We start from the raw sequence: 20,860 nt of genomic DNA, 5'->3' as shown, positions 1-20,860 counted from the left end.
CTTGCCAGAAGGTATTCTCTTTGCCTTCTGGCAAAGAATAATAATAAGTTAGGAGTGCCAAATGATTCCGGTCATTGTTAGAAATATGGTCACAGAAGCACGAGGCATTGTTCGAGTCGTGCTGGGTTCTGTTGATGGTTCGGCGTTACCCGCCTTTGAAGCAGGGGCGCATATTGATATTAAGTTGCCAAGTGGTTTGACGCGTCAATATTCTCTTTGTCGTCTCCAAGAAGATGCTCAGTACTATGAAATTGCCGTTTTGAAAGACCCTCAATCCAGAGGGGGCTCTGTTGAGGTTCATAGTTTAAATATTGGAGATTCTGTTTCAATCAGTGAACCTAAAAACCATTTCCCTTTGGTAGAAACAAATCGCCATAGCATTTTGGTGGCTGGTGGTATTGGTGTCACACCTATGTTGCCTATGGCGCAGCATTTGCAAAAAATGGGGCTGCCTTTTGAATTTCACTATTGTGCCAAATCGCCTGAGACAGCGGCATTTGCTTCTGCGTTAGCGTCGTCGTCTTTTGCGGACAAAATGCATTTTCATTACAGTCAGGTAGCGGGATCTAGCCGTATGGATGCGGTGAATGTATTGTCATGTCACTCGAACGATTCAGAGCTGTATATTTGTGGCCCTGCGGACTTTATTAGTGGCGTCTTACAGCAAGCAAAAATGTTGGGTTGGCCAGAGGAACGCTTGCATAGAGAGTTTTTTGCGGCGCCAGCATTGGATGAAAATGTCAGTGAAAATACAGCGTTTAAAGTAAAGATTCACAGCAGTGGTGAGCTTTTCGACGTACAAGCGGATGAAAGTATTTTTGAAGTTCTGGATAGAAATGGGGTTTTCCTTGCTGTGTCTTGTGAATCTGGTGTTTGTGGTACCTGCCAAACGGGTGTCATAGACGGAACGCCTGATCATCGAGATGTTTTTTTAACAGATAAAGAGCATGCTCAAGGTAAGCTGGTAATGCCTTGTTGCTCTCGCTCTAAAACGCCTGTTCTGGAACTGGATTTGTAATAACGTTTTTTGCACCTCAATTTTTCTTGTAGTGAATCTTTCACTCAATGTAAAACAACTGTGTTTTACATTGAGTGAAAGGCCTTCCGATGTTATTATTTTCTCCCGTCCTGAAGGTACATTTTTATGTGCTTTCAAATCTCATTTTTTTATATTTGTAAGGCGGGTTAAACACTCATGGCGACACGATATATTTTCGTTACAGGTGGTGTAGTTTCATCTCTTGGTAAAGGTTTGGCAGCAGCATCTTTGGCGGCTATCCTTGAATCTCGTGGTCTAAAAGTCACCATGCTAAAGCTAGATCCTTACATCAACGTGGATCCTGGCACCATGAGTCCTTTCCAGCACGGCGAAGTTTTCGTAACAGAAGACGGCGCTGAAACTGACCTAGACCTTGGCCATTATGAGCGTTTTATTTCCACCAAAATGGGTAAACGCAATAACTTTACCAGCGGTCGTGTTTACCAGCATGTTCTGAGAAAAGAACGCCGTGGTGAATACCTTGGTGGTACTGTTCAAGTTATTCCTCATATTACTGACGAAATCAAACGCCGCGTTATTTCTGGTGCCGAAGGCGCAGACGTTGCATTGGTTGAAATCGGTGGTACGGTAGGTGATATAGAATCACAACCTTTCTTAGAAGCGGTTCGTCAGCTAAAAGTTGAACTGGGCTCTCGTCGTGCCTTGTTCATGCATTTGACCTTGGTTCCTTATATCCGCACGGCGGGTGAAACCAAAACAAAACCAACTCAGCATTCGGTTAAAGAACTGCGTTCTATCGGTATTCAGCCAGATATTCTTGTTTGTCGTTCTGAAGTGTCTATTGAAGCGCCAGAGCGTAAGAAGATTGCATTGTTTACGAGTGTTGAAGAGCGAGCCGTTATTTCCCTTCCTGATGCAGACACTATTTACCGTATTCCTCAAATGTTAAATGATCAGGGCTTAGATAGCTTGATCGTTGAGTACTTCAACTTAGATTGTAATATGCCAGATCTAGAAATCTGGAATAAAGTGACTCAGGCTAAATTGAATCCTGAGAAGCAAATCAATATCGCCATGGTCGGTAAGTACATGGAGTTGTTGGATGCCTACAAATCTTTGATTGAAGCTATGGATCACGCTGGAATTCACGCCCGTACAAAAGTGAAATTACACTATATCGATTCTGAAAGCGTTGAAGAAAAAGGTACTGAAGTTCTGAAAGGGATGGACGCGATTCTTGTACCTGGTGGCTTCGGTGAGCGTGGCGTTGAAGGTAAGATATTAACGGCTCAGTATGCCCGTGAAAACAAAGTACCTTATTTGGGTATTTGTTTGGGTATGCAAGTAGCGGTAATCGAATTTGCTCGTAACGTAGCAAATTTAGCTGGTGCTCACAGCACCGAGTTTAATCTAAAAGCAGAGAACCCAGTTGTTGGTCTGATTACTGAATGGACTAATGCAGAGGGTTCCAAAGAAATCCGGTCAGAGGAATCCGATCTAGGTGGTACTATGCGTCTTGGCGCGCAGAATTGTAACCTTACTGAAGGCACGAAAGCCTTTGAAGCTTACGGTAAAGCAGTCATTAAAGAGCGTCATCGCCATCGTTATGAAGTGAACAACTTTTATGTTGATGCATTGGAAAAAGCAGGTCTGACGATTTCTGGTCGCTCAGAAGATAACTCTTTGGTTGAGATGGTAGAAATTGCTGATCACCCTTGGTTTGTTGCTTGTCAGTTCCATCCAGAATTCACTTCAACACCTAGATATGGACACGGCCTGTTTAGTGCCTTTGTACATGCGGCGCTAAAATACGCAGGAAAAGAAAAATAAGTTGAGCAAACAGGTAGTTTGTGATTTTTCATTTATTTTAAGAGGTTTGTTATGAGTCAAATCGTTGATATTAAAGCCAGAGAGGTTTTAGACTCTCGTGGTAATCCTACTGTTGAAGCCGATGTTATTTTGGCAGATGGCTCCGTAGGTTCAGCGTGTGCACCTTCTGGTGCCTCTACCGGTTCTCGTGAAGCATTAGAATTGCGTGATGGTGATAAAAGTCGCTATCTAGGCAAAGGTGTGTTGAAGGCGGTTGCAGCGGCAAATGGTCCTATTCGTGACGCTTTGATCGGCAAAGATGCCCTTGCTCAAGCAGAACTAGATCAGATTATGATTGATCTTGATGGTACAGAAAACAAATCTACTTTTGGTGCAAATGCTATCTTGGCCGTTTCTTTGGCAGCAGCCAAAGCAGCAGCGGCTTCAAAGAAAGTGCCTCTTTATGCTCACATTGCAGATCTAAACGGTACGCCAGGTGTTTACTCGATGCCTGTACCTATGATGAACATCATTAATGGTGGTGAGCACGCAGACAACAACGTTGATATTCAAGAATTCATGATTCAACCCGTTGGTGCACCGAATTTCCGCGAAGCGTTACGTTACGGTGCTGAAATTTTTCATGCATTGAAAAAAGTATTGAGCGATCGTGGTTTAAGTACTGCGGTTGGTGATGAAGGTGGTTTTGCTCCTGATTTGTCATCTAATGCTGAAGCATTGGCTGTTATCAAAGAAGCGGTTGCCGCTGCAGGCTACGAGCTAGGTAAAGACATTACTTTGGCTATGGACTGTGCTGCATCTGAGTTCTATGACAAAGAGGCAAATATCTACAACCTTAAAGGTGAAGGTAAGAAGTTTACGTCAGAAGAGTTTAACTTTTTCTTGCAAGACCTTACTAAGCAATATCCGATTGTTTCTATCGAAGACGGTCTTGACGAGTCAGATTGGGATGGTTTCGCACATCAGACTAAATTAATGGGCGATAAAATCCAATTAGTGGGTGATGATCTTTTTGTTACAAACACTAAAATCTTGAAGCGTGGTATTGATAACGGTATCGCGAACTCAATCTTGATTAAGTTTAACCAAATCGGTTCTTTAACTGAGACGTTAGCGGCTATTAAGATGGCGAAAGACGCAGGATTTACCGCTGTTATTTCTCACCGTTCTGGTGAGACGGAAGATGCGACGATTGCGGATCTTGCAGTAGGTACTGCGGCGGGTCAAATTAAGACCGGTTCTCTATGTCGTTCTGACCGTGTAGCTAAGTACAACCAATTGTTACGCATTGAAGAGTTACTAGGCGGTAAAGCTCCGTACAAAGGTCTTTCTGAGATCAAAGGTCAAGCTTAATCTCGTCCTGATTAAAAAAGGGAGAACTTGGTTCTCCCTTTTTTTATTTGTTTTTGATTCAATTCCTTTGATAATAGGAATGTATTTTAGGCTTCTGAGGGTGTTATGGCGCGTTTGTTAATTTTTTTCTTCGTTTGTGCCGTGGGTTATCAATCTTATCATCTGTACTTTGGTGAGCAGGGTATTAAGCGACAAGAAGAGCTGGCAAAACAGATTGCTTATCAGGAGCGTATAAACTCACGTCTAAAACAGCGAAATCAAGCGCTTAGAGCGCAGGTAAATGATCTACGCCTAGGCGAAGAGGCTGTAGAAGAGCATGTTCGTAGTGAGCTGCAATATATAAAAGATGGTGAAGTGTTTTATCGCATGGTAAACAAAAAATGACGCAGACTTTCTGGGTGATTATTCCTGCTGCAGGCGTTGGTCAGCGCATGCAAGCGAATTGTCCTAAGCAGTATTTATCACTTGCTGGGGAAACGATTCTAGACCGAACGATAGCCTTGTTTATTTCGCATCCATTGATTGCTGGTGTACTAGTTGGTGTTGGGCAGGAAGACGCTTATTGGCCACATTCAACGTGGTATAATCATGCTTTGGTAAAAACCTTTATTGGTGGTGAAGAGCGCAGCGATACCGTGCAAAAAGGTTTGCGTCATCTTCTCTCTATGCCTGATATCAATGAGCATCAAGCTGTATTGGTTCATGATGCGGCGCGACCTTTATTAAGCCAAGATGCGCTCAATCGTATTATGGATCATCAGTCTGAACACGGAGCTATTTTGGCAATGCCTGCTAAAGATACGGTAAAACTTCAGTTGGCGGAGCGGCCTTTGGTGGACGCAACGTTGGATCGGAGTGCTATTTGGTTGGCTCAAACACCGCAAAAGTTTCCTCTTTCAGCCCTTTTAGACGCATTAGAAAAAGCACGATTAGAAGGTGTCTCGGTAACGGATGAATGCTCTGCGATGGAGTTTATTGGTTGGCACCCTGATCTTGTTATCGGTGAGAGTAGCAATATTAAAATTACTTTACCTGAAGATTTGCTGATCGCAGAAGCGCTGTTTTCATACCTTTCTAAATCACATTGACAGTGCAATATATCGCACAGGAGTAACTATCATGACGCCATTTCGTATCGGCCATGGTTTTGATGTACATAAATTTGGTGAAGGTGATCACGTTGTACTGGGCGGAGTATCGATTCCTTATTCTCAAGGGTTGATCGCTCATTCTGACGGTGACGTCGCTTTACACGCTTTAACAGACGCTTTGCTTGGAGCGGCTGCGCTGGGTGATATAGGTAAGCATTTCCCTGATACAGACGCTGAGTTTTCTGGCGCTGATAGTCGAATTTTATTAAAACGCGCTTATAAAGAAATACAGGCTCTGGGTTTTTGTGTTGGTAATGTGGATATAACGATTATTGCGGAAGCGCCAAAAATGCGACCGTATATTGATGCGATGCGAGCAAATATCGCTGATGATTTGGCGATTGATATAAGCACGGTTAATGTAAAAGCCACAACAACGGAAAAGTTGGGGTTCACTGGGCGTAAAGAGGGGATCGCAGTCGAAGCGGTTGCTCTCATTGTCAAACAGGATCAAATATGAATACCGAATGGCGATACGCTTGGTCTAAGCCGACGGTTACAGGGGATTTGAAAACCCATGTACAAGATTTTTATGTGGAAGAGCAGTTAGGCTTTGAGCCCGATGGTAAAGGGGAGTTTTGCTTTGTATTTATTGAAAAGGAAGGTGTAAATACCGACTTTCTTGCCAAGCGCTTAGCCCAGCTTGCTGGAATAGCACCGAATAAAGTGACTTACAGCGGCGTAAAAGATCGCCATGCTTGTACGCGTCAGTGGTTTTGTTTGCATGTTTTGAATCAAGAGCCTGATTTGTCGACAATTCAAGAAGCCTTTCGTGAGCCTGAAAATGTTCGAGTCGTTGCGCAGTTACGCCATTCCAAAAAGCTGCGTACCGGAACGCATTTGGCGAATCGTTTTGTTATACGATTACGAGGCGTTGATGGCGACTTGGATGAGCTTGAGGCACGTTTGAATCTTATTAAACAAAGCGGCGTGCCTAATTATTATGGCCCACAACGCTTTGGTATAAACGGTAATAATTTGCACTATGGTAAGGATTTTGTGTTAAAAGGGCGGCAAAGTCGCCGCAAACTTTCAAAGACAGAGTCTTTCTGGTTATCAGCTGTACGCTCTTGGTGTTTCAATGAAGCGTTAAGTGATCAAGTTGAAAATGGAATGTGGATGCGTTTATGCGATGGCGATATCGCTCAGTTTCAGCATAAAGATGAGCAATTTCGTGTAAAAGAAGTGGGTGCTTTGATGCATCTAAGTGTTCATCGCGGCACGATAAGCCCTGTTTTACCTATGATTAGTGAAGGTTGGGAAGCCGGCACTGGCGCCCAGAGAGAAAAAGCGATAAAAAGTTCTTTGTCAGAGAGTATGGAGCTGGTGGATGCCCTCATTGCTTTTGACCTTTCCAGAGACAGTCGTTTAGCTCGCCTTGTGCCTATGAATATGGCGTGGGAATTGCTAAGAGAAAGCGAAGGGAATACGCAACTGATAGTGGAGTTTTCTTTACCGAAAGGGTGTTTTGCGACCAGTTTATTACGCGAGATGATTGATTTTACGGATAAGTCAGCTGAGAAATATCATGAGAATATTGATCGCCAATGATGATGGATTTGATGCGGTTGGCATACAAACATTAGCGCAACATTTACAGCAGGAATACGATGTTTTAGTCGTCGCTCCCGATCGTAACCGCAGTGGTGCGAGTAACTCTTTGACTTTGACTCGTCCGCTGCAACCTACAGAAGTTAGACCCCATTGCTTTCGCATTGATGGGACACCGACAGATTGTGTGAATTTGGCTTTGTCTGGGATGATTGATGGAGAGGTAGATTTAGTTGTATCGGGAATCAATCATGGCGCTAACTTAGGTGATGACGTGATTTATTCTGGCACCGTTGCTGCGGCCATGGAAGCTCGTCACTTAGGTCGTCCTGCATTGGCGGTTTCCTTGGTTGGGAGTCAGCATTTTGAGACGGCAGCAAAGGTGGTTTTACAGCTATTAAAAGACGCTCCTTCGCTTACTTTATCGGCGGGTATTTTGTTGAACATCAATGTTCCAGATGTACCCTATAGTGAGCTAAAAGGTATTCAAGTTACGCGTTTAGGCTATCGGCATAAAGCTCAAGCTCCCATTTCTGCGCAGCACCCGCGTGGTTTGCCAAGCTATTGGATTGGTGCTCTGTCTGAACCTCATGATGTGTCTGAAGGAACAGACTTTTGGGCAATTGAAAATGGCTACGTTTCTATTACCCCAATTCACACCGATATGACCTGCTATGAAGCTCAATCACCACTGAAAATATGGACTGATACTATAACGCTATGAGTCTTCACGATCTTAATTGGTTGATATCAAACTCTGAGTCTCGCTCTTCTAGGATGGTTCAACAGCTTAGAGAGCATGGGATTTGTCATGAAGAGCTATTGGCTTTGATGGAGTCTATACCTCGCCATGATTTTGTGGAGCCTGCTTTTTCTCATTTGGCTTATTCTGCAACCCCGCTTCCTATTGGTCGAAATCAAACGATTAGCCAGCCACTGACAGTTGCTAGAATGACTGAATGGCTGCTGTTGCATGCTCGACTTGGGCGTGTGTTGGAAGTAGGGACGGGGTCTGGTTATCAGACTCGAATTTTGTCGCATTTTTTCAATAAAGTTCATACCGTTGAACGACAAGAGTCGCTTTATCTGCAAGCGAAACAACGCTTGTCATCAATGGGGGTGAAAAACGTTGAGTATTTATTTGGCGATGGTCAGGCTGGTTGGCCAAATAAAGTAGAGATGGACGCTGTTATTATTACCGCAATGGCGAGCAAAATCCCGTTGGCTTTAACAAATTGCCTAAAGCAAAACGGAATTCTTATTATGCCGATTGATCATCCTAGCCCGCAGATTGGTTGTTGGAAAAAAGAGGGTGATCGTTGGAAGTGTTTGGGGACTGAATCTGCGCATTTTGTCCCTCTATTGGAAGGAATGGAATATGCCTAAGTGGCTGAAAGTGTATTTAAGTGGTGTGCTGATGGGGGCCGCAGATGTTGTTCCTGGTGTTTCTGGGGGCACGATTGCGTTTATTTTAGGTGTGTATGAGCGCCTTATTAATGCGTTGAGTGGTGTTAATAAGGACAGTTTGAGTATGTTATTTAAAGGCGACTTCAAGGCCTTGTGGCGGCATTTTGATGGCGCTTTTTTGCTGTCACTGGGTGCTGGTATCTTGACCAGTATTTTTTTGCTAGCGGGTTTAATAACGCATTTATTATTAGAATATCCTAGCTACCTGTGGAGCTTCTTTTTCGGCCTGATTTTAGCGTCTGCTTACTTTTTAATTAGCCAAATAGAAGGGTTCTCTCGCCAGCATTTTGGTGGCCTTGTGGTTGGCGTGGTGATTGGGGCCAGCTTGTCATTATTGGTTCCAACTCAACTGAACACATCCCTTTTAATGGTGTTTTTCTCTGGCATGATTGCTATTTGTGCCATGATTTTGCCTGGGATTTCAGGAAGCTTCTTGCTACTGATGATGGGGATGTATGGATTTATTTTGTCCGCTGTCAAGAGTGTCGATCTTGCTGTAATTGCCATTTTTGCGGCGGGGGCACTAGTAGGGTTGTTGAGCTTTTCTAAAATTCTGCGTTATTTGCTTAATCATGTAAGGTCCATGACTCTCTCTGTTTTAACAGGTGTTATGCTAGGTGCGCTGGTAAAAGTGTGGCCATGGAAAGTGACAGATGAGTGGGCGCTGATTGGTGATAAAAAATACCCTATGCAAGAGCATTTGATTTTGCCTTGGAACAGCGCCAATTTTGATTGGCAAACGGATTTTTTGCTGCCCGTAGTCTTTGTTTTTATAGGTTTTTTGAGTGTAGTTCTCATTTCTTACATTTTTTTACAAAAAGATACAAGTGTAAATAGTGGACTCTAATGACAGTTAAGGTGACGAGTTATTTTTTGTAGTGTAGCGATTAGACAAGATCTTTTTTCGCTAACTCGCTTGACGGGTTGGCTGGCTTTTTTTTGTCTTTTTTTATCTGGTTGCTCATATGAAGTGCTGCATTATTCAGATAAAAATAACCGCTCTTATGCATCGAATAATGCCAGTGTTTCTTCTATCCCATCTTCGGGTATTCATCGCGTGCAAAGTGGTGAAACCTTGTTCTCTATTGCCTTTCGGTACGGTTTAGATTATAGAGAATTGGCGAAAGCTAATCGTATTGATGCGCCTTATACTATTTATCCGAAGCAAAAAATACGTTTGGAAAATAGTAGAGAATCGGCTGTAGCTGCAAATCCAAAAGCAACATCTTCTACTCCTTTAATTGTACAAGATACGAAAACTACACCATCTAAACCTGCAACGTCGACAGTAACTAAAACGCCTGTAATATCACCTAAGAGTGACACTAAAGACAGCAAAATTACCAGTGATTGGTTCTGGCCAGTCGATGGAAAGGTTACTAGGGGGTTTTCAAATAGCGGCGTTAGTAGTAAAGGTATAGATATAAAAGCAGAAGAAGGAGCCTTAGTGACAGCCGCAGCGGATGGAACGGTTGTCTATGCAGGTAGCGGTCTAATTGGTTACGGAAATCTTGTGATAGTAAAACATAATGATGTATACCTTAGTGCTTATGCCTATAACGAAAGGATTTTGGTAAAAGAAAAGCAACATGTTCGCGCTGGCGATTCTCTTGCTGTTATTGGTGGCAAGGGAGAAGATAGACCACTGCTTCACTTTGAAGTGCGCCGTGATGGCCAGCCGATTGATCCGCTAGATGTTTTACCCAAATAAATTAAGCGAATTGGCGTTTTAAGGAGGGGGCATGAAGTTGGCAAATATGGACAAAGAATCAACTAAAATTTCGAATACAGAGGACTTTGATTTCGAGTCAATGGATGAGTTTGACGAGAACGATGACCTAGTAGATGAAGAATTTGAATCGGCAGTCAACGCACGATATGCAGAGGCTGACACTAGCCGCAGTTTAGATGTTACTCAGTTATATCTGAGTGAAATCGGCTTTTCGCCATTGCTGAGTGCAGAGGAGGAAGTTTACTTCGCTCGCCTTTCTCTAAAGGGCGACGAAAAAGCACGTAAGCGCATGATAGAAAGTAACTTGCGTTTGGTGGTTAAAATATCGCGACGTTACTTAAATAGAGGATTATCTCTATTGGACCTCATCGAAGAGGGGAACCTTGGTTTAATCCGTGCTGTTGAGAAGTTTGATCCTGAGCGAGGTTTTCGTTTTTCCACTTATGCGACTTGGTGGATACGACAAACCATTGAACGTGCCATCATGAATCAAACCAGAACCATTCGTTTGCCTATCCACGTTGTCAAAGAGCTTAATGTATATTTGCGTGCAGCTCGTGAGTTAACTCAAAAGTTAGATCATGAGCCAAGAGCTGAAGAAATCGCAGAAATGCTTGATTGCCCGGTTGAAGATGTGCAGAAAATGCTTGGACTCAACGAGAAAGTAAGTTCGATTGATGCGACTTTCGGTGGTGAGAATAACGATAAGAGTTTGGTGGAAATTTTAGCCGACACTATTCATCAGGGGCCTGAAGCTGACCGTCAAGATGGTGATGTTATTCATTGTATTGAATTATGGCTGAATGAACTGAGTGAGAAGCAGTGTGAGGTGATTACTCGTCGTTTCGGACTACGAGGTCACGAGGCAAGTACACTTGAGCACGTAGGCGCTGAGATAGGCCTAACACGTGAACGTGTTCGTCAAATTCAGGTAGAAGCGTTGCGTAAGCTACGATTGATCATGGATAAAGCTGGCTTAGCGTTAGACGATGTTATCCGCCTTGAAGATTAGGTGTGCATTTGCTTAAGAGACGAATAAAAAGACTCGCTTAAAGCGGGTCTTTTTATTTGTTTTCGTGTTGCGGTACTAGGCGTCTTGATGCTGCTCAGGTTGTGTTATCTCATCAACATATTGTTGAATCTGTTGTTTGTATTTGTCAGAAAGTCCTTTAACTTCATAGGCTAAAATTTCCTTTTCATCATCTTCTATTATTTCTGGTAGCCCAGTAAATACGCGGTTTTGGATGTGAGATAACGTGAAAATATCATCCGTAATAACCAGAGCGTTGACGCTTTCTGAGCGGCTGAGTTGATGGATGTTGTTTAAGAGTGATTCTATATCGTCGGGCTCAAAGTAATTTTCTTTTACCATGTTGGTTATGTAAGTATTACCTTGATGTAGACCTAAGTGAAAGTTGAGTTTTGGGCAGTCTGCATATAAGTCGTTTTCTAGTAATTTATCCATCAAGCTTAAGAAAAGCTGGGCGGTACAGACAGCGTTAATATAGAGGTTGTCCTCACAGTGACGGGCACTAAAAAGAACGATTGCTGAATCATTTTTATACTGATGGACTTGCCCTAGGTATATTTCGCTTGCTTGAAACATCGCTCTGTAAATCGGGGTTAGTAAATTAGCGACTTGTAATGGTGTCATGTTTTCATGCCATTCTTTAAGATTAAGAATGTCGAAATACAAAACGCAGCTACGATTTCTAGACTCTTCAAAGATAGCCTCAAAGTTTATCTCAAATTGAGGTTTGGCTACCTCTGCTACTTTTTCTTCTTTCTTCTCTTCGGCCTTTTCGACTATTGATTCTTGTGGCTTTATGCCTTGTACAATTTTAACGGCCTTTAATAGTGCTCGTGCTTCTTTATAAGATGGTGTTGGGATATCGACAGGGTTTTTGCCTTTGCTGTAAGCAATGAGAGCTGATGTTGCTTCATTGACTGGAGCAAGTAGCCACTTTGTGACCAGAATGATCAGTAGTAACGCTATCGTGCAAGTAAAAATAGCGACACCGATTAGAAGGTTGTTTAAGTGCTGGAGTGTCGCTTGGGCGGGGGTTTTATCTAGGGTGATAAGAACATGGCCAACAATTTCATCTCTGAACTTGATGCTCGAACTATACACTCGGCGTTTGTCATTTGGACGGAAATCTGGTTCTGATAGCATGCCAGAGTTGCTACTGTCGGCTTCTGCAAGTAATTCGTCTTTCTTGTTATAGACTCTTGCACTTAATATGTTGTCGTCAACGACGAGTCGGTTTAACAAAACATTGAGGCTTAATAGGTCATTGTTCAATATTGACTGGGTGGCATTAAAGGCGGCTTGAGTCGCCAAGCTACTGCCTAATACCTCTGTTTGTTGTGACAAGTAGTTGCCCAATGCATGCGTCATCGTATACCAAAAAAGACAGACGGTAAGGATCATTAATGAAATAAAAGTGGCAATTGTGACGACAGATGCGCTGAGCTTTTCTCGTATAAATGCACGAATTGCATGGGTTTTAGATTGGATGTTCATTTATTTCCTTTGGTAACACATAGAACAATAATTAAAGTATACACATCATAACGACTATTTTCTGAATTCTTTAAAGTAGAACAGGTGCTTAGCGAAAAGAAAACGATTTGCTATAGTAGGCGTCTTATCGAATTAGGAGCCTTTATGTCTGCCAGTATTACTCTTATAGGGGCTTTGACCCCTGAATATCTTGATGAATTTAACGCTTGGTTAGACGCGCGTAGTTTGCAAGGGGCAATTTGTTTGCTAACAGATGCAGATGATAACATTGCTGTTGCACAAGTTCTGCTGCCTAGTGAAGTGGCGAATAGTGCGGTTGTTCGTACAGAGCTGCTAGCGTTATCGAATGAGACTGGAATAGATCATATTTATCAGTCGACTATGATAGATATTCGTCGGCCTGGCGTAGCCGTGTTTGATATGGATTCAACTCTGATCAAAGCGGAAGTTATGGACGAGTTGGCTGTTGAGGCTGGAATCGGGGAGCAAATTGCAGCAGTTACAGCCAGTGCTATGCGTGGTGAAATCGATTTTGTTGAAAGCTTTGTTCAGCGTTTAGCCTTATTAAAAGGCCTTAGCAGCGAGGTTATGGACGGTGTTTATCAGCGTATCCAACATATGGATGGGATTTCAACCTTGATGACTGTGTTGCATCACTATGGCTGGCATACTGCTATCTTATCTGGCGGCTTCACTTATTTCGCCGATCGTGTCCAAGCCGATTACGGGATGGCGGAAGTTCATGCTAACGTTCTTGAAATTAAGGAAGGTGTATTAACCGGTCGCCATCTGGGCGATATTGTCGATGCTGAGCGTAAAAAACTATTATTAACCCAGATTGTTGAAACCAAAAAAGCGGATTGGTCTCAGACCATTGCGTGCGGTGATGGTGCGAATGATTTGTTGATGCTTAACCATGCAGCGCTTGGTGTGGCGTTGCATGCAAAACCTTTAGTAAGAGAAAAAGCCCCTTGTCCGATGAACAACCTTGGATTAGATGGCATTTTATATTTGCTGGGGATGACATCCGCTGAAATTCGAGATCTAGTCGTATAATTATTACTTTGGATTATGTGATAAAGCGCTATGTCCCTATTGCTTAGTACTTCCTAGCAAGAAAGCTATTGTCTTTTCTAAAAGCTTGTTATGATTCTTAGTTATAATTATAACAAGCTTAGTTGGGGTGCTGTTTTGTCAGAAATTAGATTATCCGATGTGGATTTAAATTTGCTGTATGTGTTGCAGGTTCTCATTGAAGAGCTGAATGTTACCAAAGCAGCAACACGCCTAAATGTGTCCCAGCCCGCCGTCAGTCGCTCATTGTCTAGACTAAGAGATATGTTTGATGACCCCTTGTTCATTCGAACCTCACATGGTCTTTCTGCAACCGCTAAAACACAGAATTTAGCACCCTTATTATCCGATATGTTGAAAGGGCTTGAGCATATCATTCAGCCCAGCGAGTTCGACCCTCAAACTAGTAAGCGTCGTTTTGTGCTCTCGACAACCGATTTTGGGACCTTGACGGTTCTTCCAAAGATCTTAGATCTGTTTCGTCAGCAAGCCCCTAATGCGATTCTTGATGTAAAGTCTTGGGACGAAGATAGAGTGCTAGAACTAGATCAAACAAACATTGATATTGCCGTGGCTGTATTATCAAAAGAGCCACCGCCTAGCATACGCGCTATGCGTTTAAAAAGTGACCGATTGGTTTGTTTAGCCCGAAAAGACCACCCAAGTATTCAGCAGGAGTTGACGTTAGACAACTATCTACAAGCCGATCATGTGCAAGTGGTGTTGGGGCGTCGAGAGTATTTTGCCGTTGATAGAGAGCTTGAGAAAATGGGCCATAAGAGGCATGTTTCTGTCCATCTGCCGAACTTCGTACCAGCTGCTCGCGTTGTGATGGACAGTGATTTATTGCTTACAGTCCCCAAGCTTTTTGCTGAGGATATGGCGGCAACGGTATCTGAGATCGCTGTGTATGAGCTGCCATTTGGAACGCGTGAATTTGATTATTCGATGATTTGGCATGAACGTTTTCAAAGAGATGCCGCCCACATTTGGTTTCGCGGTTTGTTGAGGCAAGCGTTTTTAGACGCATCTATTTAGCGTTAGCTTTGACCGCTTATCAGGGCAAGCTTGATAAGCGTGTTATCCACTCTTTAGTTAGTATTTCGACTAACCCGTAGCGTCTTAGTGTCATGGCTTCTTCTAAGTCTTTGAAATTTTCATCTAGATAATCATGTAAAATCTTATCTCTCAATGAAATCAGAGTTCGCATTTGTTCGGCTTGTTCATAAGTCACGTCGTTATGAGCAATTAATGCGTTTAGCACCTCTTTACGTGAAGTCACTACTGTTTCGTAATGATGTTCTAACACATACCGAGCAAGATCAATCATGGAGGCAACCAGTAATTGAAATGAATGCTCGATTACCATGGTTTCATCTTTGCTGTAATTTGCCCCGGAAGACCGTTTTCTATAGGCATCAAGACGTTTGATCATCTCATGCTGATGGTTATAAAGGGAGGTTTCCCATTCTACATCTCTCATTTTGATTTCGCCTTTTTTATGAAGAAATGGCATGCACATTGTTATGCATGCCTTTATTAGTTTAGGTGAGATAAGTGAAAAGGGGAAAGTTAGAAGCTAGAGAAAGGGTAAAAAGAATAGGAGTGACCATATTCAATTTGAGTATTTGCTTTTACATGTAAATACCCGTGGCTCTCACAAGCGGCAAGTAGGGCGCCAGAGCTTTGTTGTGGATGGGCATAAGCCAGTCCATCTTTACCAATAGACACCCGCAAGAACTCGTCTCGTTGGATGGTTTTGCTACGGTTAAATCCTGCATCCACAAGATAAGGCTGGGGGCGTTCAGCAGTTTGCCCTGCACATATGGATAATAAAAGACGCGCAAACCAGTGGTAGGTCACTAGAGTTGAGCTAGGGTTGCCTGGTAGCCCAAGAAATGGAATGCCATCTAATGTGGCATGTACTAACGGTTTACCTGGTTTTATGGCTATTTTCCATAGGTGCACTTTCCCCAATTGTTCTAACACGCCTTTCACATGGTCTTCTTCACCGACAGAAACACCGCCAGAGGAAAGAATCACATCGCAAGATTTCATTAAGGTTTCTAGTGCGTTTCTGGTGTCGTTAGCCGTATCTGCCGCGTGAATGCAATGCTTTACTCGATGACCCGCTTGAGTAACGAGGGCGCTTAGCATTGGGCCATTGGAGTTGTATATTTGGCCCGAATTTAAAGGTTCACCAGCAGCAATAAGCTCGTCCCCTGTTGTGAGTATTCCTACTTGTAGTGGCTTGTATACCGAGATTTCGGTAATGCCAAGGCTGGAAAGAAGGCCAATGTGCACTGGGGTGATCTTACAGCCAGCTTTCATGACGGTTTGCCCCGCTTGCATATCTTGCCCCAGCGGACGAATGTTGTCCGCCAACGCTGGTTGCTCGCTAAAGATGACTTTATCGCCAACTAATAGAGCATTTTCCTGCATGACAACCGTATCTGCACCAGGTGGAATATTTGCACCGGTAAAAATACGAGCACAGGTTCCAGGTAGCAAAGTTTGCGGATGTTGCCCCGCTGCAATTCGTTGGCTGATGCTAAATTGTTTACCGGCCTGCCAATCTTTAGTAAACAGTGCATAGCCATCCATCGCACTGTTATCGTGAGGTGGCACGGATATTTCAGCAATGACGTCCTCAGCTAAAGTGCAGCCAAGTGCGCTTACGAGGGGAATTGTTTGTTGCCCTACAAGAACCTTAGCACTGCGCGTAATCTCTTCTAGAGCATCTTCAAAGGCGAGTAAAGTGGACATCGGTTACGCCCCATGCTGGTTTTCAGAGTACGGTCCAATCAGCATGCTGACAAAATTACAGGGTCTGTGAGAAGCATTAAGCTGCTCTTCTAAAATACCATTCCATGCCGTTTTACACGCTCCAGTAGAGCCAGGTAAACAAAAGATCAGAGTCTGGTTCGCCAATCCTGCGATTGCACGAGATTGAATGGTGGAAGTGCCAATTTCTGTATAAGAAATTTGTCTAAATAGTTCACCAAAGCCTTCTATCGTTTTATCAAATAAGGGGGTCATCGCTTCTGGTGTACTGTCGCGAGAATAGAATCCTGTGCCGCCTGTGATTAAAATTACATGCGTGTCGGAATCCGCTATCCAGTTAGAAACGACGGCACGCATTTGGTACACATCGTCTTTGACTAGCTTTCTCTCGTTGAGTTTGTGGCCTGCTTTTGTCAGTAATTCAATAAGCGCATCGCCAGATGTGTCTTCAGCAATAGAACGAGTATCTGAAACGGTTAAAACGCTGATATTTAATGGGCGAAAAGGTGTGGGTGTTTTAGCCATGGGAATCCTTATTTAGCCTCCAGTCGCGCTCATGAAGCGGAGAATTTGTGGAGCTTCATCGAGGTTAAAATGATGTTTATGTGGTTTGAGGGCGAGGGCCTCAATAATAGCGTTTTCTAATGCTGTTGCATCGTGATCTTTCGAGTTTAGTGGCGTCGAGCAGTATGAAGGACTACGAAGCACGTTTTTCAAATCTTTTGAGTGCTCATTACCAAGACAAAGTAATAAACGGCCTTCTGCTGTCAATCTCACTCGGTTACAGGTGTCGCAGAAATTGTGGCTATGTGGCGAAATTACCCCAATCTTGTGCTCATAGCCTGTCACTTGATAATAACGTGTTGGGCCACTGGTCGTCGTTAAGCTGGGGGTAAGCTCATACCTAGAACCCAGTGTTTCTATGACGTCGTCACTGGATAGATAAGTAGCAGCACGGTTATGGTCGGTGATAATACCAAGCGGCATTTCTTCGATAAAGCTGATGTCCATTTTTCTGTCTAAGGCAAATTGGGCAAGGTCAAACAGCTCATCATCATTATGATTTTTCAGCATCACGCTATTAATCTTTAAGCGCTTGAAAGGCAGTTTACTTGCAAGCTCTATCCCATCGATAACCTGCTGGAATTTGTCTCTGCGAGTTAGTGTGTGAAAACGGTCCGCTTTAAGGGTATCAAGGCTAATGTTGATGCGTGACACACCTGCATCCAGCAGGCGTTGCGCCATTTTGTAAAGCTGTGAGCCATTCGTTGTGATCGTCAGTTCTTCTAGGCCAGGTGTATTCGCTATTTGCTCGATGGCCCAAAGAATGTTTTTACGCACTAAAGGCTCTCCGCCAGTAATTCGGATGCGTTTCGTGCCCATGGCGATGAAGGTTTTTGCTACGTGTACAATTTCTTCTAAAGATAAAATATGGTCTCTAGCTAAAAACGTAACATCTTCATCCATACAATAGGTACAGCGAAAATCACATCTGTCAGTAACAGATATGCGTAAGTAGTCTATTTTTCGACCAAATGGATCGATTAAAGTGGACGTCGCCAAGAAAATTACCCCAATAGTTATACGCCCATAGAAGCAAAAAAATGTCTATTTAGCAAAGTACTAAGACGGTTTAAGTATAATTTCTGACGTTATTTTTAATATATAAATATTTTGGGTTCAGCCAATGAATAAAATCGCGCGATAATAGACACCATTGCGCTGGGTTAAAAGTAGGAGAAAGAGGTGAGTCAGGTTGTTAAGCATTTAATTGAATTGCTAAAGTTAGAGCGAATTTCAGAGACTCAATTTGTTGGTCGCAGCCAAGACATAGGTTTTCCGAAACTGTTTGGTGGTCAGGTTATTGGTCAGGGTTTGAGTGCTGCGACTCAAACGGTTGACGGTCGATTTCCTCACTCTTTGCATTGCTATTTTTTACGTCCTGGCGACTCGTCCCATCCTATTGAATACGACGTGGAAGTGGTTAGAGATGGTGGAAGCTTCAGTGTAAGGCGAGTAATCGCGTCGCAGTTTGGTAAAAGTATTCTGGCGATGACAGTGTCCTTTCATATAACGGAAGAGGGGCTGGATCACCATGAGGCAATGCCGAATGTTCCTGGGCCTGAATCTTTTAAATCTGAGTTGTCGCTCTATCGAGAGCATGCGGATGAGATTCCATCGAAAGTACGAGATTTATTTACCGCCGATCGGCCGATAGAATATCGCATTGTAGAGAACCAAAATCCGTTTCGTCCGCGTCCCGGTATTGCGAAACGCCATATGTGGATTCGTAGTGTATCGGCTTTGCCTGATGATGCATTGGTACATCAATCTATGCTGGCATACACAACCGATTATGGTTTTATTGAAACGGCCTTGATGCCTCATGGGATTTCGATAGGTAGCCCTTATCTGAACGTAGCGAGCTTAGACCATGCTATTTGGTTCCATCGTCCATTTAGATTGGATGAATGGCTGCTGTATGTGGCGGATTCGCCTTCAGCGAGTGCCGCGAGAGGGTTCGTTCGTGGACAAATTTTTAACCAAAAAGGTGAGCTTGTTGCATCAACTGCTCAAGAAGGTTTATTGCGTTACTCTCGTTAGCTGTCAATTGTTGTGCTGTTTTAATGCCCAAACGATGTGCTCTTTCACTAATTCAGACGAGTGCGGGAGCGCATTTTCTAGAGCCTGAATAGTGGTTGGGCTGGTGGGGGCGTTGCCCAGTGCTACGGCAATGTTTCGACGCCAGTTTTCAAAGCCTGTTCGACGAATAGGAGAGCCTTCGGTATTTTTTAGGAAGGTTTCTTCGTCCCACTCAAATAATTCAACTAGATCCGCTGAGTCTAGGCTATGTCTTGGTTGAAAGTCGTCTTCCGCTGTGTATTTGGCAAACTTGGTCCAAGGGCATACCAGCTGGCAATCGTCACACCCAAAAATTCGGTTGCCCATTTTACTACGAAGTTCTTCCGGTATAGAGCCTTTATGTTCGATGGTTAGGTAGGAAATACATTTCCCTGCATCCAGTACCCATGGCTCGACAAACGCATCCGTTGGGCATTGGGTCAAACAGGCCGTACAGCTGCCGCAATGCCTTGTCGCGGTGGGCGCATCTACAGGAAGGGGGAGGTTGGTGAAGATCTCGCCAAGTAAAAACCAACTGCCCGCTTTAGGTGTGAGCAAAAGTGTATTTTTGCCAATCCAACCCATTCCTGCTTGTTCGGCAATTTGTCTTTCTAGAATGGGAGCGCTGTCGACAAAAGCTCTGTAGCCGTGATCACCGACAGTCTGTTCTATTTTCTTGGCCAGTTGAGTTAAGCGTTTACGAATGAGCTTATGGTAATCACGCCCTAGTGCATAACGAGCAATATAGGCTTTATCTTTGGTTTTAAGACGTTCAACGGTTTCGACCGATTGAGGGAGATAATGCATGCGAAGGGAGATAACACGACGAGTTCCTGGGTGAAGTTGCTCAGGATAAAAACGCATATCACCATGGTTGGCAAGGTAGTCCATACCTGCCTGATAGCCATTATCAAGCCACTTATTATAGTCGTCTTTATGTTGTGCTAGATCTGGCTCGACGATACGAGCTTCGGCAAAACCAAACTCTATTGCCCATGATTTAATATCATCAGCAAGTTGGTTTAGCTCTTCAGGGCTGGATAAAATCAAAGGAAGCAATTGGGTACCGAAACATGGGCGCTAGGCCAGAAAGCAGCCTAGCGTGTAAAACAAAAAATTAGTAAAGCTGTGAGTCGCCTTTTACGACGTCCATCAATAGTTTGATGAACTTTCGATCCGCTTCAGTGTGCTCTTCTTGGATTTTTATTGTTGTTTGGTTCGACACTTCTTCGGCAATGCGCTGGTAGGCATTAGGCTGATTGATATTTTCTTTAGCTATTCGGACTAACTCACCAGCGAGTTCTGGGTCCATCAACATTTTACGAAAACAGCGTAGAAATTCGTCAATAATACGTTGTTGGTTCAGCTCATTAGCCATGGTAAAACTCCTAATCAAATTATGTGGCTATGACACCATGAAGCGTGGACTAGAGCAAGTTTTTATGTGCTTTGTGTTGACAAATCTTAGGTACAAAGACAGAATGGAGCGCTATATAATTCGACAACACCCTGTCGATGACTCCGTTTTATGGGCCACTAGCTCATCTCAATCAGATTTTTTCTGATAAGCACAAGTATAGAATGACGCAATATTGTTATCCTATACTTCTCCTCGCGAAAAGACGCGGGCAGTGTAAAAACTGCGATTTATTGCGTTGAGTGTTCCTACTTTTATTTAAATGTTCTTCGTTTTTAAAAGTTACTTCATTTAGTTTTGCAAACTTCGTTCTATCAACTTTAATCTGCTTGTCGTATGCGGTTACAATGACTGC

At 43.3% G+C, this 20,860-nt stretch carries 22 protein-coding genes; 15 read left to right on the top strand and 7 right to left on the bottom strand.

The genetic code is table 11. The features are described 5' to 3' along the window. Positions 1–61 precede the first annotated feature (61 nt). The 12 genes from C1X04_RS13580 (at position 62) to rpoS (ending at position 11,096) form a co-directional block, all read left to right on the top strand. Positions 62–1,018 carry a PDR/VanB family oxidoreductase gene (locus C1X04_RS13580; protein WP_137170235.1) on the top strand — a complete coding sequence of 319 codons (957 nt, stop codon included), beginning with the start codon at positions 62–64 and terminating at the stop codon, positions 1,016–1,018. Between the two features lie 177 nt (positions 1,019–1,195). Beyond that, positions 1,196–2,830, top strand: coding sequence for a CTP synthase (locus tag C1X04_RS13575; RefSeq protein ID WP_110577205.1), 1,635 nt, complete (start codon positions 1,196–1,198; stop codon positions 2,828–2,830). A 51-nt stretch (positions 2,831–2,881) separates the two neighbouring features. Then, entirely contained in the window at positions 2,882–4,183 is a 1,302-nt protein-coding gene (gene eno, locus C1X04_RS13570) for a phosphopyruvate hydratase (RefSeq protein ID WP_110577206.1), read from the top strand. Between the two features lie 105 nt (positions 4,184–4,288). After that, complete coding sequence (locus tag C1X04_RS13565) at positions 4,289–4,567, top strand: septum formation initiator family protein (protein ID WP_110577207.1); 279 nt, start codon at positions 4,289–4,291, stop codon at positions 4,565–4,567. Then, positions 4,564–5,271, top strand: coding sequence for a 2-C-methyl-D-erythritol 4-phosphate cytidylyltransferase (gene ispD, locus C1X04_RS13560; protein WP_110577208.1), 708 nt, complete (start codon positions 4,564–4,566; stop codon positions 5,269–5,271). Before C1X04_RS13565 ends, ispD begins: the two co-directional genes overlap by 4 nt. 31 nt (positions 5,272–5,302) lie before the next feature. Next, a complete protein-coding gene (gene ispF / locus C1X04_RS13555; RefSeq protein WP_110577209.1) occupies positions 5,303–5,794 on the top strand; it encodes a 2-C-methyl-D-erythritol 2,4-cyclodiphosphate synthase in 492 nt (163 codons plus the stop codon). Continuing rightward, positions 5,791–6,885: a tRNA pseudouridine(13) synthase TruD gene (gene truD, locus C1X04_RS13550; RefSeq protein WP_110577210.1), complete on the top strand. Its 1,095-nt coding sequence runs from the start codon at positions 5,791–5,793 to the stop codon at positions 6,883–6,885. Before ispF ends, truD begins: the two co-directional genes overlap by 4 nt. Then, the gene (gene surE / locus C1X04_RS13545; RefSeq protein WP_110577211.1) at positions 6,863–7,609 is read left to right on the top strand and encodes a 5'/3'-nucleotidase SurE; all 747 of its coding nucleotides are present in this window, start codon (positions 6,863–6,865) and stop codon (positions 7,607–7,609) included. Before truD ends, surE begins: the two co-directional genes overlap by 23 nt. Then, entirely contained in the window at positions 7,606–8,271 is a 666-nt protein-coding gene (locus tag C1X04_RS13540) for a protein-L-isoaspartate(D-aspartate) O-methyltransferase (RefSeq protein ID WP_110577212.1), read from the top strand. Before surE ends, C1X04_RS13540 begins: the two co-directional genes overlap by 4 nt. Continuing rightward, on the top strand, positions 8,264–9,199 hold the full coding sequence (locus C1X04_RS13535) for a DUF368 domain-containing protein (RefSeq protein WP_110577213.1): 936 nt from the start codon (positions 8,264–8,266) through the stop codon (positions 9,197–9,199). The genes C1X04_RS13540 and C1X04_RS13535 overlap by 8 nt, the downstream gene beginning before the upstream one ends. A gap of 69 nt (positions 9,200–9,268) precedes the next feature. Next, positions 9,269–10,063 (top strand): peptidoglycan DD-metalloendopeptidase family protein, encoded by a 795-nt coding sequence (locus tag C1X04_RS13530; protein ID WP_245927085.1) that lies wholly within the window; start codon positions 9,269–9,271, stop codon positions 10,061–10,063. 31 nt (positions 10,064–10,094) lie between these two features. Continuing rightward, on the top strand, positions 10,095–11,096 hold the full coding sequence (gene rpoS, locus C1X04_RS13525) for an RNA polymerase sigma factor RpoS (protein WP_137170234.1): 1,002 nt from the start codon (positions 10,095–10,097) through the stop codon (positions 11,094–11,096). 75 nt (positions 11,097–11,171) lie between these two features. Here rpoS and C1X04_RS13520 read toward each other — a convergent pair whose 3' ends face one another. After that, entirely contained in the window at positions 11,172–12,608 is a 1,437-nt protein-coding gene (locus C1X04_RS13520; RefSeq protein WP_137170233.1) for an AhpA/YtjB family protein, read from the bottom strand. 144 nt (positions 12,609–12,752) lie between these two features. On the opposite strand from C1X04_RS13520, the gene serB reads away from it, so the two are divergent. Together serB and C1X04_RS13510 are read left to right on the top strand one after the other, a co-directional pair. Continuing rightward, positions 12,753–13,664: a phosphoserine phosphatase SerB gene (serB, locus tag C1X04_RS13515; RefSeq protein ID WP_137170232.1), complete on the top strand. Its 912-nt coding sequence runs from the start codon at positions 12,753–12,755 to the stop codon at positions 13,662–13,664. 135 nt (positions 13,665–13,799) lie between these two features. Continuing rightward, positions 13,800–14,720, top strand: coding sequence for a LysR family transcriptional regulator (locus C1X04_RS13510; RefSeq protein ID WP_245927086.1), 921 nt, complete (start codon positions 13,800–13,802; stop codon positions 14,718–14,720). Between the two features lie 19 nt (positions 14,721–14,739). Here the strand turns inward: C1X04_RS13510 and C1X04_RS13505 are convergent, their stop codons facing one another. The 4 genes from C1X04_RS13505 to moaA all read right to left on the bottom strand — a co-directional run bounded on the left by C1X04_RS13505 (position 14,740) and on the right by moaA (position 18,029). Continuing rightward, positions 14,740–15,165, bottom strand: a complete 426-nt coding sequence (locus tag C1X04_RS13505; RefSeq protein ID WP_137170231.1) for a HepT-like ribonuclease domain-containing protein — start codon at positions 15,163–15,165, stop codon at positions 14,740–14,742. Positions 15,166–15,254: 89 nt separating this feature from the next. Then, positions 15,255–16,448 (bottom strand): molybdopterin molybdotransferase MoeA, encoded by a 1,194-nt coding sequence (locus C1X04_RS13500; protein WP_137170230.1) that lies wholly within the window; start codon positions 16,446–16,448, stop codon positions 15,255–15,257. A 3-nt stretch (positions 16,449–16,451) separates the two neighbouring features. Beyond that, positions 16,452–16,991, bottom strand: coding sequence for a molybdenum cofactor biosynthesis protein B (moaB, locus tag C1X04_RS13495; RefSeq protein ID WP_110577219.1), 540 nt, complete (start codon positions 16,989–16,991; stop codon positions 16,452–16,454). A gap of 12 nt (positions 16,992–17,003) precedes the next feature. After that, positions 17,004–18,029, bottom strand: a complete 1,026-nt coding sequence (moaA, locus tag C1X04_RS13490) for a GTP 3',8-cyclase MoaA (RefSeq protein WP_110577220.1) — start codon at positions 18,027–18,029, stop codon at positions 17,004–17,006. A 183-nt stretch (positions 18,030–18,212) separates the two neighbouring features. Between moaA and C1X04_RS13485 the strand changes: the two genes are divergently transcribed. Next, positions 18,213–19,070, top strand: coding sequence for an acyl-CoA thioesterase II (locus C1X04_RS13485; protein ID WP_110577221.1), 858 nt, complete (start codon positions 18,213–18,215; stop codon positions 19,068–19,070). A gap of 3 nt (positions 19,071–19,073) precedes the next feature. Here the strand turns inward: C1X04_RS13485 and queG are convergent, their stop codons facing one another. Together queG and C1X04_RS13475 are read right to left on the bottom strand one after the other, a co-directional pair. Next, the gene (gene queG / locus C1X04_RS13480; protein WP_137170229.1) at positions 19,074–20,147 is read right to left on the bottom strand and encodes a tRNA epoxyqueuosine(34) reductase QueG; all 1,074 of its coding nucleotides are present in this window, start codon (positions 20,145–20,147) and stop codon (positions 19,074–19,076) included. Between the two features lie 58 nt (positions 20,148–20,205). Then, complete coding sequence (locus tag C1X04_RS13475; protein ID WP_110577223.1) at positions 20,206–20,466, bottom strand: hypothetical protein; 261 nt, start codon at positions 20,464–20,466, stop codon at positions 20,206–20,208. Positions 20,467–20,860: the final 394 nt, after the last annotated feature.

Origin of the sequence: Marinomonas sp. FW-1 (genome assembly GCF_005222245.1) — a bacterium.
Taxonomy (GTDB): Bacteria; Pseudomonadota; Gammaproteobacteria; order Pseudomonadales; family Marinomonadaceae; genus Marinomonas; species Marinomonas alcarazii.
This window is presented reverse-complemented; position numbering and strand designations above follow the sequence as displayed.